Here is a 15415-nt window from a genome sequence, read left to right on the forward strand (position 1 = left end):
GCCCTCGCCGTCGCCGACGTGCGCTGCGATCTCGTCGACGTCACCGCGCTCCCCGCCGGCGCGCGTCCCTCGGCCTCGCTCGCGGCCTGGGCCGCACGGGGCAGGGGCGACGAGGCGCCGCTGCCGATCGCGGCGCACGCCGAACCCGATCCGATGGGCACGGCGGTCACATCCGCCTCCTACGCCCTTACCGCCTTCGCCGACACCGTCGCGACAGCGAGGACCCTCGACGGCGTCCTCGACGCGAAACCTCGCCCCTACCAGGCCGCCGGCGTCGCGTGGCTGCTCCGCACCTTGCGCGATCACGGCGGCGCATTGCTCGCCGACGAGATGGGCCTCGGCAAGACCCTGCAGGCGATCGCAGCACTCACGCGGCTCGGGCCGGGGCCGCACCTCGTCGTGTGCCCCACGAGTCTCGCCACCAACTGGCGACGGGAGATCGCCCGGTTCGCGCCCGCCCTCCTCGAGGAGGTCACGATCGTCTCCTACGCCCGGCTCCGGCTGTCGGCGGCGGAGCTCGGAGGCACGCACTGGACCGCCGTCGTCTTCGACGAGGCGCACACGCTGAAGAATCCGCGGACGCAGGTCTCGCGCGCCGCACGGGAACTGGACGCCGACCACCGCATCGCCCTCACCGGCACCCCGATCGAGAACTCGCTCGACGACCTGTGGGCCGTTCTGCGCGTCGTCGCCCCGCGGATGTTCCCGGTCAAGGCGGTCTTCCGGCGCCGGTTCACCCGCGCCGTCGAGGCCGGGGACGACGGTGCCCTGCGCCGCCTACGCACCGCCGTCGCGCCGGTGATGCTGGCCCGGACCAAGGACCGGGCGGCCGGCGCGCTGCCGCCGAAGATCGACAATCCGGTGCTGTGCGACCTCAGCGACGAACAGGCCCGCCGCTACGATGCCTGCCTCGCCCGGGCCGCCGACGACGGCTTCGGCAGCGGACTGGAGCGGCACGGCCGACTGCTCGCGGTGCTCACCGCGCTCAAGCAGATCTGCAACCATCCGGGACTGGTCGACGGTGCCGCACCCTCCCGGGAGCCGGGCCGTTCCGGCAAGCTGGACGTAGCGTTGGAGATCCTGGAGGCGAACGCCGCCGCGCACCGTCCGACCCTGGTGTTCACGCAGTACCGGGAGACGGGCGAGCTGCTGGCCGCGGCCGTGTCGTCCGTGCTGGGCCGACCGGTGCCGTTCTTCCACGGCGGGCTGTCGCTCGCGGAGCGGTCGTCGATCGCCGACGACTTCCAGTCAGGCACCGGCCCGGGGATCCTCGTGATGAGCCTGAAGGCGGGTGGCACGGGCCTCACGCTGACCCGGGCGAGCGAGGTCATCCACTACGACCGGTGGTGGAACCCGGCCGTCGAGGCGCAGGCCACCGACCGGGCCCATCGCATCGGCCAGGACCGTCCCGTCACCGTGACCACACTGACCACCGCGACGACGATCGAGGAGCACATCGACGAGATGCACCGCCGCAAGGCGCTTCTCGGCGTGCACGCCGACGACGGGTCGATCGTGACCGAACTGGCCGCGCTCGACGACGAGCGCCTGATGGACATCCTGCGCCGGAACCGGGAGAACTGATATGGCGACGAACCCCTTCGGATTCACCACGTGGGGCGCCGACCTCGTGCGCATCGCGGAGCCGATCACGGCGAGCACCCCGAACACCCACGCGCCGCGGGCCCGGATGCTCGCGCGCAACGGCGGCGTCACCCTGCAGTTCGACGGCGGCCGCGTCACCGCGCTCGTGCACAGCGGCGCGAGCGCCTCCGTCGCGCACCTCGAATTCGCCCCGATGGCACCGGCGGTCGCGACCGCCCTGCGCGACGAACTTGGCTCCCGCTCGGAGCCCGACGACGCGATCCACGCCTCGCTGATCGCCCGCGGACTGCGGCCCGCGCCGGTCCTCGACGCCGCCGACTGCTCGTGCAGGGCGAGGAGCACGATGTGCGTGCACGTGCTCGCCGCGGCGTACGCGCTGGCGTCGCTCGTCGATCACGAGCCCGTGACCGCGCTGACGATCCAGTCGTACGGCACGTCCGCACCTGCGGTCGAGGCGCAGGACGACCGCCCGGTGCCGCGCTGGACGCCACTGGCCGCGCTGCACGTGCGGGACTACTACGCGGCCCCGGCCCCAGCCCCGGCCTGAGTGTCGACCCGCACCGTCACCGATCGGCCCGGATCGCAGCCACGGAACTCCCCCGCGCCGTCCGGCGCGAAGCCGGCGTCCGCGAGCCGATCGGCGACCGCATCGACCCCGACCCCCTCGGCGAGCACGACGACGGCGACGGCACCGTCGGCCCCGACCTCCCGTACGTCCGAGCCGAGGGTGACCCACAGCCGCCCGACGAGCCGCTCGTCGTAGGCCGGGTCGTCGACCTGCGGCGCGCCGCCGGCCGGGCGGCGCGCCGCGACGTTCGCGGCGAACGGTGCGATCCGGTCGGCCCAGAGCGCGCGGACGGCGGCGCGGGTGGCGTCCTCCGAGCCGGTGTTCTCGAGCCAGACGTCGGCGACGGCGCGGCGCTGTTCGTCCGTGGCCTGGGCGGCGATACGCGCCCGCGCGTCGTCCTCGGCCATGCCGCGCGAGCCGACGAGCCGGCGGACCCGCTCCTCCTCGTCGACCCACACGATGATCACGAGGTGGAACATCGGCGCCACCTTGTTCTCCACGAGCAGCGGGATGTCCTGCACGATCACGGCATCCGGCCCCGCCGCCTCGATCAGCTCGGCCGACCGTGCCCCCACCAGGGGGTGCGTGATCGCATTGAGCTTCGCGCGGGACTCGTCGTCGGAGAAGGCGATCGCGGCCAGAGCGGGCCGGTTGAGGCTGCCGTCCTCGGCGAGGATGCCCTCCCCGAAGGCGTCGACGAGCGCCGCCAGGCCGGGCGTGCCCGGCTCGACCACCTCGCGGGCGATCTTGTCGCCGTCGACGATCACGGCGCCGAGCGCCGCGAGTTCCTTGGCCACCGTCGACTTGCCGGCACCGATGCCGCCCGTCAGTCCGATCCGCAACATGGGACCAGACTAGTGAGTGGTGCCGGCCCCGGTGACGCCCGACACCTCGTCGGGGGTGTGCCCGAGTGTGCCGCGGCGCAGCTCCTTGCCGGACGGGATGTCGATCGCGATGAGCGCCTTGGTCGCGGGCTCCGTGACGTACGCGGTCGAACCGAGCGTGAAGACCGCGGGGCGCGGCTCCTGCCAGTTCGCGTCCTCGGTCCACGGCGCGACCACCTTCACCTCGCGGGTCGTGGCGCCGGTGTTCGGATCGAGGATGCGGAGCACCCCGTCGGTGCCGAGCACGAGCGCCTCGCCGAACTGGCCGCGGGCGAGGGAGCGGAAGCTGTAGGAGGCGGGCAGGTCCACCAGCTTGATCGCGCCGGTCCGGGTGTCGATCAGCGTGACGCGCGTGGGCCGCTCGGGCTTGGCCCCCTTGTCCACCTTGTAGTCGCCGAGCACCACGGGATGCGCCTCGGTGGCGGCGACGTTGCCCGTCCGGGCGTAGCCGGGAGTGGGCGCCGCGGTCTTGGCGATCTCGTTGCCGCGCACGACGAGCACGCCGTCCTCGCAACCGAAGAGCACGACGCCGCCCTCCGCCGCGCCCTCGCCGTGCACGCCGGGGCACTGCTCGTTGCGCGCGATCTCCTTGCGTTCCTTGTCGAGGATCGCGACGCCCGTGCGGGTCTTCTCGTCGCCGAGGGTGACGAGCATCGAGCCGTCGGCCCGCTCCACCGCCACGCCGTGGTGCGGCTTCGGCGTCGTGTAGACGGTGCGCGGCGCGTTCGGGTCGCCGACCTTCTCCGACGGGATCGAGGTCACCGTGCCGGTGCCGTCGGCGAACAGCACGGTCCAGCCGTCGTGCCGGACGACGTGGCCCGGCTCGGGCGCCTCGATGCGGATGTCGGTGCGACGGGGCGCGGCGGTGTAGAAGTGCTGGTGGTCGCCGTGGGGCACCGACCAGGTGCCGAGGTCGAGCAGCCGGAATCCCGTGCCCTCGGAGAGGAAGGCGTGACGGCCGTCGCCGGCCGGGTTCACGCGGAGGTATCCCGTGCCGGGGAGGTCGGCGATCGTCTGCAGCGTGGCGGCGTCGACGACCTGCACGCCACCCTCGTAAGTGACCGCGAGCCGCGGCGTGGCGCGGCGCGCCTCGGTCGCGCCGCCGGGCGCGTCGGCGTCGGAGCCGGATGCGGACGGGGCCGAGGACGGGGACGAATCGGACTGGGACGAGCCGCATCCGGCCGCGAGCAGCGCCGCGGCGAGGAGGGGGATCGTGATACTCAGATGTCGGGACATGCCCGAATTGATAATCGGCAATGAAAACTATTGTCAAATAGCCGTACGGCGATACGGCCGTGGGTGCGGCGCGGACCTGACAGAATCGCACCATGCCACTCGTCGCCGGAATCGACTCGTCCACGCAGTCCTGCAAAGTCGTAGTGTGCGATGCGGATTCGGGCGAGACCGTGCGGACCGGAAGCGCACCGCACCCGCCCGGCACGGAGGTCGCCCCCGCGGCGTGGCTGGATGCGCTCGCCGGCGCCGCGAAGGAGGCCGGCGGCCTGCAGGACGTCGCCGCCGTGTCCGTGGGCGCCCAGCAGCACGGGATGGTGTGCCTGGACGAGGACGGTGCCGTCGTCCGGGACGCGTTGCTGTGGAACGACACCCGCTCCGCGGACGCCGCCCGGCAGCTCGTGGCCGACCTCGGCGGCCCCGCGGCCTGGACTGATGCTGTGGGGGTCGTCCCGGTGGCCGCCTTCACAGCGGCCAAACTGCGATGGCTCGCCGACCGCGAGCCCGCGCACGCCGACGCTACCGCCGCCGTCGCCCTGCCCCACGACTGGCTCACGCTGCAGCTCACCGGAGGCGGTGTCGGCGCGCTCGTCACGGACCGCTCCGATGCCTCGGGGACCGCGTACTTCAGCGCGGCGACCGGCGAATACCGTAGAGATCTTCTCGAACTCGCGATGCGCGGGCGGAGCCCCGCACTTCCCCGCGTGCTCGGCCCGGCGGAGTCGGTACCGGTCACCTCGGCCGACGGTCCGCTCCGCGCCGGCACCCTCCTCGGCGCCGGCGCCGGCGACAACGCGGGCGCCGCGCTCGGGCTGGACGCGGGCCCCGGCGACTGCATCGTCTCCCTCGGCACATCCGGCGTGGTGAGCGCCGTGACGTCGGCCGCCCCCTGCGATCCGTCCGGCATCGTCGCCGGATTCGCCGACGCCACGGGACATCAGCTGCCACTGGTGTGCACCCTCAATGGCGCCCCCGTGCTCGCCGCCTCCGCGCGCATGCTCGGTGTCGACTTCGACGAGTTCTCCCGGCTCGCGCTCGCCGCCCCGGCGGGCAGCGAGGGGCTCACGCTCGTCCCGTTCTTCAGCGGCGAGCGCTCCCCCAACCTGCCGAACGCGTCGGGTGCGCTCCACGGGGTGACGGGGGCCAACCTGACGCCGCAGAACATCGCCCGGGCCGCCGTCGAGGGCCTGCTGTGCTCCCTGCGGTTCTGCCTGGACGCCATTGCCGCGCAGGGCACATCGATCGAGCGGATCCTCGTCGTCGGCGGCGGCGGGCGATCCGCCGCCGTCCGCGCCATCGCCCCCGCCGTGTTCGGACGCGACGTGGACTTCCCCGCCGACGGCGAGTACGTGGCCCGCGGCGCCGCCCGGCAGGCGGCCTGGACCCTGCAGCCCGACGGTGCCGCCCCCGCCTGGGAGCGGCCCGCCGCGCAGACCTTCTCCGCCGAGGAGACGCCCGGCGTCTACGCCCGGTACAGCGACGCGGCGCGCCACGTCATCGACCGACTCTGACGGACGGCCGCTATCGGGCGAGCAGCTCCCGCAACGTCGCCCGGGCACCGCGCTCGCGGAGGGATCGCAGCGCATCGAGGTAGGGCTCGGTGAAGCCCGCGCGCACGGCGAGGTCGCCGAAGAGGTCCGCCTCCGCGACGAAGGCGAGCGGATCCTCCCGCGAGGCAGCGGCATTCGCGACGAGTTCATCCGTCCTCGAGTCCGCGAGCACCAGAGCCTCGCCGGCATCGTCGACCCCCTCGCAGCAGCGGGTCCACGCCGCGACGACGGCCGCGGCGAGCGGAGCAGATCCCCCCTCGTCCAGCCGTGCGACGATCACCGGGACGAGCCACTTCGGGATGCGATCGGACGCGTCCTGGCACAGCCGCGCGACGGTGTCGGCGATCGCCGGGTTGGAGAACCGCTCGAGCAGCGTCTCGATGTAGTCGTGGAGGTCGATGCCGGGCACCGGCTGCAGGGTGGGACGCGCCTCGTCGCGCATGTAGCGCAGCAGCAGTTCCCGGATCTCCGGGTCGGCGGCGGCGTCGTGCACGAACTCGTAGCCGAGCAGCCGCGCGAAGTGCCCGAGCGCCTGATGACCGGCGTTGAGCAGGCGCAGCTTCATCAGCTCGTACGGCGCGACGTCCTGCACGACTTGCACGCCCACGTCCTCGAACCGGGGCCGCCCCGCGCTGAACGAATCCTCCAGGACCCACTGCGTGTACGGTTCCGCGACGACGGGCCAGCGGTCGTCGACTCCGGTCCGCGCCGCCACCTCGGCACGGAGGGTCGGGGGCGTGACCGGGGTGATCCGGTCGACCATCGAGTTCGGGAACCGGACCTGCTCGTCGATCCACTCCGCCAGCACGGGATCGGCGAGGCGGGCGAAGGCGAGGAAGGTGCTGCGCGCGATGTGGCCGTTGCCCTCGATGTTGTCGCAGGACATCACGGTGAACGCGGCCAGGCCCCGATCGCGACGGCGGCGCAGCGCTTCGGTCACGTAGCCGAAGACGGTGCGCGGGCGGGCGCCGTTGTCGAGGTCGGCGACGATGTCCGGATTCTCCGCGTCGAACGCTCCGGTCGTGGCGGAGAAGTTGTAGCCGCCCTCGGTGATCGTGAGCGAGACGATCCGCACGTCCGGCGAAGCCAGGCGCTCGATCACCGCGTCGGGATCGTCCGGTGCGTACAGGTAGTCGACGACGGACCCGATCACCGAGGTCTCCTCGGCACCGTCGGGATGCCGGAGGGTGAGCGTGTACAGCCCGTCCTGGGGGACGAGCGCGTCGCGCATCGCGGCGTCGGCGGGCCGCAGGCCCACGCCGCAGATCCCCCACGCCTGCGGAGTCGATGTGGACTCCAGCAGGCGGTCCACGTACATCGCCTGGTGCGCGCGGTGGAACCCGCCGACACCGAAGTGCACGATGCCCGCGCCGGTCGCGGCACGGTCGTATCCGGGGGTCGATGCTCCGGCGATGCGCGGCAGCGCCGCATCGGTCAGCTGAATCGGTTCCGTCATCACTGCTCCTGCTCTGTCGCGGGCGCGGTGCGCCCCGGGTGAACGACCGCCTTGATCCCGCCAGGCATGCGGTCGGCGTTGAGCGCGTCCTCCGCGCCGTCGAGGGGGAACCGCGAGGTCACCATCGCGTCGAGATCGACGCGGCCGCTCGCGGCGAGCGCGATCGCCGTGGGCCACGTGTTCGCGTACCGGAACACCCCGGTCAGGATCAGCTCGCGCGCCTGGATCGTGCTGACCGGCAGTTCCACGTCGTCGGCGCCCATACCGACGAGGACGACGCGGCCGCCCGGCCGTACCGCGGCGATCCCGGCCCTGATCGCCGGCGGCGCGCCGGACGCGTCGACGAAGGCGTCGAAGCCCTCGCCCGGCGCACCGTCGGCGGGGTCGACGGTGGCGGTGGCACCGAACCGGAGTGCGACGTCGCGGCGGTTCGCGTCGATATCGGTGACGACGATGCGTTCGGCACCGGCGGCTCGTGCGACCTGCGCGCACATGATCCCGATGGGGCCGGCGCCCGCGATCAGCACGCTGCCGCCGAGCCCGATCCCCGCCTTCCGCATCGCCGCGATGCCGACGGAGAGCGGCTCGAACAGCGCCGCCGCCTCGTCGGAGACGTTCTCCGGAACCGCGTGCGCGAAAGCGGATCCGATCGTCACGTACTCGGCGAGCGCACCGTCGACCGGCGGGGTGGCGTAGAACCGCATCCCCGGACAGAGGTTGTAGTCGCCGCGGAGGGTCTCCGCGCTGTACGGATCGGGACGCTGCGGTTCGATCGACACCCGCTCCCCCAACCGTTCGGCCGGGACGCCGTCGCCGACGGCGACGATCCGCCCCGACGCCTCGTGGCCGAGGACGAGCGGCGCGGTCACGACGAATTCGCCGATCCGCCCGTGGCGCAGGTAGTGGGTATCGGATCCGCAGACGCCGACCGCCGCCACCTGCACCAGGACGTCGCCCGGATCGGGCCTCGGTACCGGGCGGCGGTCGATGGTCATCCGGCCGCCGGGATGGAGAACGCTGACGCGCATTTCTGGAGGAACTGTTGCCTGGGTCACATTCACGATGCTAGCGTAGTGAGCAAGATCACGTCTAGTGAGCATTTGCTCACGATGGATATCGGAGTTCCCCAGTGACCACACCCCACCGTGCCCCCGCCGAGAGCGGACACGACCTGCGCCTCCTGGTGCGCGCCGCCACGATGTACCACCTCGAAGGACTCACCCAGGCGCAGATCGCCGAGCGGCTGGGCGTCTCCCGCCCCACCGCGGGCCGCCTCGTCGCCCGCGCACGGGCGCAGGGGCTGGTCACCGTCACCGTCGCGGCCCCGCCGCATCTCGCGAAGTCGATCCATCCCGATCTCGAGCGCGACCTCGAGAAGGCCTTCGGCCTCACCGAGGCCCTCGTCATCGCGGAGGACGCCGACGGCACCCCCTCCGGCGATGCGGCGCTCGGCCGCGCCGGCGCCTCTCTGCTGAGCCGTCGCATCCAGCCGGACGACACGTTCGGATTCACCTGGGGCCCCGAGCAGGTCGCGGTCGCCGACGCGCTCGGCGGCGGAGCCGGCTGCGCCCGCGTCGTCCAGATGGACGGATCCATGACCTCCGTCGAGTACCACACGGGCGTCGACCACGCGCTGGCCGTCTTCTCCGAACGCCTGGGTGCGCGCCCCCTACGCCTGGTGGCTCCCCTGTTCGCCGACCCCGGGACCGTCCGCGCGCTCAACGAGGATTCGATCGTCTCGCAGGCGCTCGAAGCCGCCCGCACCGCCGAGGTCATGCTGTTCGGCGTCGGCTCGGTGTCCACGTCGACCACGCTGTTCGAGGGCGCCTACATCGACGTCGAGGTCCTCGAAGAGCTCCGGGACCTGGGCGCCGTCGGCGAGATCGGCGGCCGGTTCTACGACCCGCACGGCGTTCCCGTGGCCTCCAGTCTGGTGGATCGGACCGTCTCGGTGCCGCTCGACGCCATCGCGCAGTGCCCGACCTCGATCCTGCTGTCCGGTGGCGAGCACCGTCGGGACTCCATGCTCGGCGCGCTGCGCGGCGGCTTCGCCAGCGCCCTCGTCACCGATTCCGGCACCGCGAAATGGCTTCTGACCCGATGACATACATCCCTTCACCCCAATCCCTTCACGAAAGAGAGGAGCTGACGTGACCGAAAGACGATCGAGAAGACCCGCCATCGCGGCGGGGCTCGCGACCGCCGTCGCCGTACTCACGACGGCGTGTTCCGGAGCAGGCGTCTTCACCGACGGGGGCGGCTCGGCCGTGACCGTTGCCATGGTCTCCAACTCGCAGATGACGGACGCCGTCAAGCTCGCACCAGAGTTCGAACGCGCCAATCCCGGCGTCCGGCTGAAGTTCATCACGCTGTCCGAGAACGAGGCCCGGGCCAAGATCACCGCGTCCGTCTCGACCGGTGGCGGCGAGTTCGACGTGGTGATGATCAGCAACTACGAGACGCGGATGTGGGCGCAGAACGGCTGGCTGACCGACCTGTCGAAGCTCATGGCGACCGACCCGTCGTACGACCCGAGCGACTTCATCCCCTCACTGCGAGAGGCACTCTCGTACAACGGCGACATGTACTCCGTCCCGTTCTACGGAGAGTCGTCGTTCCTGATGTACAACAAGAAGATGTTCGCCGACGCGGGCATCTCCCTCCCGGCCGAGCCCACCTGGACGGAGGTCGCCGAGGCGGCGCGCAAGCTCCACTCGCGCGATGTCGCCGGGATCTGCCTGCGCGGCAAGCCCGGCTGGGGCGAGGTGCTCGCGCCGCTCAACACGGTGATCAACGCCTTCGGCGGCCGCTGGTTCGACGAGCAGTGGAATCCCCGGCTCACCTCGCCCGAGGTGAAGGCCGCGGTCCAGTTCTACGTGGACACCGTCCGGAACTACGGTGAGGCCGGCGCCGCGTCGACCGGCTTCCAGGAGTGCGGAAACCTTCTGGCCCAGGGCCAGGCCGCGATGTGGTACGACTCCACCGCCGCGGTCTCCTCCCTGGAGAGCCCCGACACGTCCAAGATCGCGGGCCAGGTCGGCTACCTCCCCGCGCCGAAGATGGCCAAGGGCGACAACGGCTGGCTGTACACCTGGTCGCTCGGCATCCCCGCGAGCAGCAAGCGCACGACGGATGCCTGGAAGTTCATCTCCTGGATGACCAGTAAGCAGTACATCGCGAACGTCGCCGACAAGCTCGGCCCCAGCCACGTACCGCCCGGCAGCCGGATGTCCACGTACGAGATCCCCGCGTACCGCGAACTGGCCACGTCGTTCGCCCGTCCCACGCTCGATTCGATGCTCACGGCCGACCAGGCGCACCCGACCGTGAAGCCCGTGCCCTACACCGGCATCCAGTTCCTCGCCATCCCGGAGTTCCAGGACCTGGGCACCCGGGTCAGCCAGCAGATCAGCGCCGCCATCGCGGGCCAGATCTCGGTGGACGACGCGCTGGCCCAGTCCCAGAAGTACGCCGAGGTCGTCGGCAAGAGCTACCAGAACCGGAAGGGCGAGCGATGACCGTCACCGAAGCCGAGACCCCGACCGCGACAACGCTGCGCTCGCGGCGCGACACCGTCTCCCGGGCCGAGGCATGGCGCCGGCGCGGGCCGCTCCTGCCCGCCCTGATCTTCATGGTCGTGGTGACGCAGATCCCGTTCGTCGTCACGCTCTACTACTCGACGCAGTCGTGGAACCTGGTGCGCCCGGGCTCCCGGAAGTTCAACTGGCTCAACAACTACGTCGAGGTCTTCCGCGACACCCAGTTCTGGACCGTCACGATCAACACGGTGCTGCTCATCGTGGGCACCGTCGTGATCTCCGTCGTCCTCGGTCTTGTGCTCGCGCTGTTGCTGGACCGGAAGTTCCTGGGGCGCGGCGTCGTTCGCACGCTGCTCATCACCCCGTTCCTGGTGACGCCGGTGGCGGCGGCCCTGCTCTGGAAGACCAGCCTGCTCTCCCCGACCAACGGACTCCTCGCGTGGGCGCTCAGCCCGCTCGGGGTGAACATCGACTGGCTCAGCGAGTTCCCCCTCGCCTCCGTGATCGCCGAGCTGGTCTGGCAGTGGACGCCGTTCATGATGCTGCTGATCCTCGCGGGCCTGCAGTCCATGCCCCGCGACGTGCAGGAGGCCGCGCGTGTGGACGGTGCGACCAGCTTCCGCCTGTTCCGCGAGCTGACCCTGCCGCACCTGCGGCGGTTCATCGAGCTCGGCGCCGTCCTCGGCGCGATCTACCTGGTGAACACCTTCGACGCGGTCTACATGATGACCTCCGGCGGCCCCGGCGTCGCCAGCTCCAACCTGCCCTTCTACATCTACCAACGCGCCTTCCTCGGCTTCGACATCGGTCAGGCCGCGGCGATGGGTGTGGTCACCGTGGTCGGGACGATCGTCGTCTCGAGCATGGCGATCCGCCTGATCTTCAAGAGCTTCGGCGCCGGAGAGGAATCAGCCTGATGTCCACGACCGTAGTCCCGCGCCGCCGGCGCGACCCCAAGGGCGGGGTCCTCACCGCTCTCACCTGGATCATCGCGATCGGCTTCTTCTTCCCCGTGCTGTGGATGGTGCTCACCGCCTTCAAGCAGGAGAGCGATGCCGCCACCAGGCCGCCGACGTTCTTCTTCGTCCCGACCCTCGACCAGTTCACGGCGGTCTTCGACTCGGGCATCGGTGTGCCACTGCTGAACTCGGTGTTCGCGACCGCGATGTCGACCACTCTCGTGCTCCTCCTCGGCGTTCCCGCGGCCTTCGCCCTGTCGCTGCGCCCGGTGCGCAAGACCCAGGACGCGCTGTTCTTCTTCATCAGCACCAAGATGCTGCCGATCGTGGCGGCGATCATCCCGCTGTACGTCATCGTCGGCCGGATCGGCATGCTCGACAACGTCTGGACCCTGGTGATCCTGTACACGTCGATGAACCTACCGATCGCCGTGTGGATGATGCGCTCGTTCTTCCTGGAGGTTCCCTCCGAGCTCCTCGAGGCCGCGGGCATGGACGGCGCCGGCCTGTGGACCTCCGTCCGGGAGGTGATCCTGCCGCTCATCTCGCCCGGCATCGCCGCGACCGCGCTGATCTGCGTGATCTTCTCGTGGAACGAGTTCTTCTTCGCGGTGAACCTCACGGCGGTCAACGCCCAGACGATGCCGGTGGCGCTCACCGGCTTCATGTCCGGCCAGGGCCTGTTCTGGGCCAAGCTGTCCGCCGCCTCCGTCCTCGCCGCCCTGCCCGTCGTCATCTGCGGCTGGATCGCCCAGAACAAGCTGGTCCGCGGCCTGTCCTTCGGCGCCATCAAGTAGCGCCCCACCCACTTCCACAGGAGTAACAATGGCTTCCATCACCTACGAGCAGGCGTGCTGCGTCTACCCCGGCGCCCAGTCGCTCGCCGTCGATTCCCTCAACCTCGACATCGCCGACGGCGAGTTCGTGGTCCTCGTCGGGCCGTCCGGCTCCGGCAAGTCCACGGCGCTACGGATGCTCGCCGGCCTCGAGGAGATCGACTCCGGGGCGATCACCATCGGCGGGAAGAACATGGTGGGCGTCGCGCCCAAGGACCGCGACATCGCGATGGTCTTCCAGAACTACGCCCTCTATCCGAACAAGACGGTCGGCGAGAACATGGGCTTCGCGCTCAAGATGCGGGGTGTCCCGCTCGACGAGCGCAAGCGCAAGGTCGCCGAGGCGGCGAAGCTGCTCGATCTCACGCAGTACCTCGACCGCAAGCCCGCGAAGCTCTCGGGCGGCCAGCGGCAGCGGGTGGCGATGGGCCGGGCGATCGTCCGCGAGCCGCAGGTCTTCTGCATGGACGAGCCGCTGTCCAACCTGGACGCCAAGCTCCGCGTGCAGACGCGCACCCAGATCGCCGCGCTGCAGCGCCGGCTCGGCACCACCACCGTCTACGTCACCCACGACCAGGTGGAGGCGATGACGATGGGCGACCGCGTCGCGGTGCTCAAGTTCGGTGTGCTGCAGCAGTTCGCCTCGCCCGCCGAGCTCTACGACCGGCCGCGCAACGTCTTCGTGGCCGGCTTCATCGGATCGCCCGGCATGAATCTGTTCACCGCGCCGGTCCGCGACGGTGCGATCACCCTCACGGCCGGCACCGTCGAACTCGATGCGCAGAGCCAGTCGGTCCTGCGGTCATCGGGCCTCGACCGGGTCACCGTCGGCATCCGCCCCGAGAGCCTGGGCATCAGCGGCTCCGACGCCGGCGTCGCCGGCTCGGTGGCGATCCTCGAGGATCTCGGCAGCGACACGTTCGTGTACGCGTCCGTCGACGACCCCACGGTCCAGGGCGTCGACGGTGCGCCGGTCACCCTCGTCGCGCGGTGCCCGCGCCGCACCCCCGCGCGGATCGGCGACGGCCTGCGACTGACCCAGACCGACACCGCCGTGCACCTGTTCCACCCGGAGTCCGGCGAGCGCCTGAACTGACCCGGGCGACGAACCCCGGAGACGGGGAACGCCCCGCATCCTGCGAGGCGGTTTCTAGGGGTCGACGCAACACTGCCTGTTCTACTGGGTGGTGATTAGATCACGCATACGCTCGGCTGGGGTTTCCCAGCCGAGCGTTTTGCGTGGTCGGCTGTTGAGTTGCTGAGCGACGTGCTCGAGATCCGCGGGGCCGTAGACGCTCAGGTCGGTGCCCTTGGGGAAGTACTGCCGGAGCAGCCCGTTGGTGTTCTCGTTGGTGCCGCGCTGCCAGGGGCTGGCTGGGTCGCAGAAATACACCTGCATATCGGTGGCCACGCTGATCTGCGCATGCCGGGCCAACTCTGCGCCTTGGTCCCAGGTCAGCGACCCGCGTAGGTGCGCGGGCAGGTCTTTCATCGCGGTGATGATCGCGTCGCGGACCTGTTCGGCGTCGTGCCCGTCGGGCAGGTGCAGCAGCATCGTGTAGCGGGTGGAGCGTTCGACGAGAGTGCCGATCGCGGTCTTGTTCTGCTCACCGGTGATGAGATCCCCCTCCCAATGGCCGGGAACAGCACGGTCCTCGACTTCGGCCGGGCGGTCGCTGATCATCACCATCGGGTCGATGAACCGCTGATACCGCTCACCTTCTTTCCGCTGCGGTTTGCGTTTGGTTCGTCCGGTCCGGAGTGCTTGCTGCACTTCTCGTTTCATCCCTCCACGGGCTTGGAAGTACAAGGCCTGGTAGATCGTCTCGTGGCTCACCCGCATGCTCTCGTCGTCAGGGTGATCCCGGCGCAGACGGTGCGAGATCTGCTCCGGCGAGAGCTTCCTCGACAAGCCCTCCTCGACCTCTGCCCGCAGGACCGTGTTCACCACCAGTTTGGACTGCTTCGGCCGCGCCCGAGCCGCCACCGCTACCCGATCGGCCTGATACGGCAGATACCGGCCGCCGATGCTGCGTTGACGGACCTCCCGGGAGATGGTGGAGACGTTCTTGCCGATCCGGGCGGCGATGGTCCGCATCGAGTCCTTGAGTACCAGCCCGTCAGCGATTGCGATGCGGTCATCGAGCGAGAGGTAACGGTCACTGATCGCGATCGCGATCGCCGAAGCATCGTCTCGGCTCGAGATGGCACTGGTCACAGCCTGTTTGTAGATCGTCTTGGTTCGATAGTCCACGACTGTGCCGTCCGGGTGGATCCGCCTGCCACTGGTTCGTCGGATTCCCTGGCGCCAGTCCCGGGCGGTGCGTTCGTTCACCTGCACCTCACGGGCCGCGCGCGCTGACGACCACCCCTGATCGAGCAGCGCGAGAAATCGCTTCCTCGCCTCCGGCTTACCCACCGCCTTCAGCTTGTCCGCCGTGACCAGACCGGCATCGACCAAGACCCTGCGAGCGACCGAGAACGCCACATCGCACTCGATCGCAGCCTTGTTGATCGAGCCGGTCCGATCGAACACCGCCACGATCCGCTCCGGATCTGCCGGCCTACCCGGCCCGCGAGGCGGCCCCACCGGGTGGCCAATCGCCCGCAGAATCGCGTAACACCGCCGCCGCGGCACACCCACCGCGACAGCGGCCTCCTTCACCGGAACACCGGAGTCGACCAGCTGCGCCAGCTCGCCGCCGAACCGGGCACAGTCCTCCTGAAACGACATGATCGCCGCAACCTCTCGTTGAGAGTGTTGCGACGATCATGTGAACCCGCC

The 15415-nt window shown here is 70.5% G+C and carries 13 protein-coding genes; 8 read left to right on the forward strand and 5 right to left on the reverse strand.

The genetic code is table 11. The annotated features are described in order from the left end of the window. Positions 1-18 precede the first annotated feature (18 nt). Together AC21LY_RS23075 and AC21LY_RS23080 are read left to right on the forward strand one after the other, a co-directional pair. Positions 19-1584 (forward strand): DEAD/DEAH box helicase, encoded by a 1566-nt coding sequence (locus AC21LY_RS23075; RefSeq protein ID WP_489048909.1) that lies wholly within the window; start codon positions 19-21, stop codon positions 1582-1584. A gap of 1 nt (position 1585) precedes the next feature. Beyond that, positions 1586-2152, forward strand: coding sequence for an SWIM zinc finger family protein (locus AC21LY_RS23080; protein ID WP_489048910.1), 567 nt, complete (start codon positions 1586-1588; stop codon positions 2150-2152). On the opposite strand, the gene coaE is transcribed toward AC21LY_RS23080, so the two are convergent. Then, positions 2122-3018, reverse strand: a complete 897-nt coding sequence (gene coaE / locus AC21LY_RS23085; protein WP_489048911.1) for a dephospho-CoA kinase — start codon at positions 3016-3018, stop codon at positions 2122-2124. The genes AC21LY_RS23080 and coaE overlap by 31 nt on opposite strands. A 9-nt stretch (positions 3019-3027) precedes the next feature. After that, positions 3028-4293, reverse strand: a complete 1266-nt coding sequence (locus AC21LY_RS23090; protein ID WP_489048912.1) for a hypothetical protein — start codon at positions 4291-4293, stop codon at positions 3028-3030. Between the two features lie 92 nt (positions 4294-4385). Between AC21LY_RS23090 and AC21LY_RS23095 the strand changes: the two genes are divergently transcribed. After that, complete coding sequence (locus tag AC21LY_RS23095; protein ID WP_489048913.1) at positions 4386-5801, forward strand: FGGY family carbohydrate kinase; 1416 nt, start codon at positions 4386-4388, stop codon at positions 5799-5801. A gap of 10 nt (positions 5802-5811) precedes the next feature. On the opposite strand, the gene AC21LY_RS23100 is transcribed toward AC21LY_RS23095, so the two are convergent. Together AC21LY_RS23100 and AC21LY_RS23105 are read right to left on the reverse strand one after the other, a co-directional pair. Beyond that, positions 5812-7296: a mannitol dehydrogenase family protein gene (locus AC21LY_RS23100; protein ID WP_489048914.1), complete on the reverse strand. Its 1485-nt coding sequence runs from the start codon at positions 7294-7296 to the stop codon at positions 5812-5814. After that, positions 7296-8324 (reverse strand): NAD(P)-dependent alcohol dehydrogenase, encoded by a 1029-nt coding sequence (locus AC21LY_RS23105; RefSeq protein WP_489048915.1) that lies wholly within the window; start codon positions 8322-8324, stop codon positions 7296-7298. The genes AC21LY_RS23100 and AC21LY_RS23105 overlap by 1 nt, the downstream gene beginning before the upstream one ends. A gap of 101 nt (positions 8325-8425) precedes the next feature. On the opposite strand from AC21LY_RS23105, the gene AC21LY_RS23110 reads away from it, so the two are divergent. From AC21LY_RS23110 to AC21LY_RS23130, 5 genes are read left to right on the forward strand one after another with little or no spacing between them, the layout of a single operon-like run. Continuing rightward, entirely contained in the window at positions 8426-9400 is a 975-nt protein-coding gene (locus tag AC21LY_RS23110) for a sugar-binding transcriptional regulator (protein ID WP_489048916.1), read from the forward strand. A 46-nt stretch (positions 9401-9446) separates the two neighbouring features. Beyond that, positions 9447-10814, forward strand: coding sequence for an ABC transporter substrate-binding protein (locus tag AC21LY_RS23115; RefSeq protein WP_489048917.1), 1368 nt, complete (start codon positions 9447-9449; stop codon positions 10812-10814). After that, positions 10811-11752, forward strand: a complete 942-nt coding sequence (locus AC21LY_RS23120) for a carbohydrate ABC transporter permease (protein ID WP_489048918.1) — start codon at positions 10811-10813, stop codon at positions 11750-11752. The genes AC21LY_RS23115 and AC21LY_RS23120 overlap by 4 nt, the downstream gene beginning before the upstream one ends. Beyond that, positions 11752-12591 (forward strand): carbohydrate ABC transporter permease, encoded by an 840-nt coding sequence (locus tag AC21LY_RS23125; protein WP_489048919.1) that lies wholly within the window; start codon positions 11752-11754, stop codon positions 12589-12591. The genes AC21LY_RS23120 and AC21LY_RS23125 overlap by 1 nt, the downstream gene beginning before the upstream one ends. 28 nt (positions 12592-12619) lie before the next feature. Continuing rightward, on the forward strand, positions 12620-13726 hold the full coding sequence (locus AC21LY_RS23130) for an ABC transporter ATP-binding protein (RefSeq protein WP_489048920.1): 1107 nt from the start codon (positions 12620-12622) through the stop codon (positions 13724-13726). Positions 13727-13807: 81 nt separating this feature from the next. On the opposite strand, the gene AC21LY_RS23135 is transcribed toward AC21LY_RS23130, so the two are convergent. After that, a complete protein-coding gene (locus AC21LY_RS23135) occupies positions 13808-15013 on the reverse strand; it encodes an IS30 family transposase (RefSeq protein ID WP_489046438.1) in 1206 nt (401 codons plus the stop codon). Between the last annotated feature and the right edge of the window lie 402 nt (positions 15014-15415).

Source organism: Tsukamurella sp. II2bb (assembly GCF_057815145.1).

What these genes read in the sequence shown, in the direction of transcription:
- AC21LY_RS23125 (WP_489048919.1), top strand. Translation starts at nt 11,752, where the DNA reads ATGTCCACGACCGTAGTCCCGCGCCGCCGGCGCGACCCCAAGGGCGGG.
- AC21LY_RS23080 (WP_489048910.1), top strand. Translation starts at nt 1,586, where the DNA reads ATGGCGACGAACCCCTTCGGATTCACCACGTGGGGCGCCGACCTCGTG.
- AC21LY_RS23130 (WP_489048920.1), top strand. Translation starts at nt 12,620, where the DNA reads ATGGCTTCCATCACCTACGAGCAGGCGTGCTGCGTCTACCCCGGCGCC.
- AC21LY_RS23095 (WP_489048913.1), top strand. Translation starts at nt 4,386, where the DNA reads ATGCCACTCGTCGCCGGAATCGACTCGTCCACGCAGTCCTGCAAAGTC.
- AC21LY_RS23120 (WP_489048918.1), top strand. Translation starts at nt 10,811, where the DNA reads ATGACCGTCACCGAAGCCGAGACCCCGACCGCGACAACGCTGCGCTCG.
- AC21LY_RS23100 (WP_489048914.1), bottom strand. Translation starts at nt 7,296, where the DNA reads ATGACGGAACCGATTCAGCTGACCGATGCGGCGCTGCCGCGCATCGCC.
- coaE (WP_489048911.1), bottom strand. Translation starts at nt 3,018, where the DNA reads ATGTTGCGGATCGGACTGACGGGCGGCATCGGTGCCGGCAAGTCGACG.
- AC21LY_RS23090 (WP_489048912.1), bottom strand. Translation starts at nt 4,293, where the DNA reads ATGTCCCGACATCTGAGTATCACGATCCCCCTCCTCGCCGCGGCGCTG.
- AC21LY_RS23105 (WP_489048915.1), bottom strand. Translation starts at nt 8,324, where the DNA reads ATGCGCGTCAGCGTTCTCCATCCCGGCGGCCGGATGACCATCGACCGC.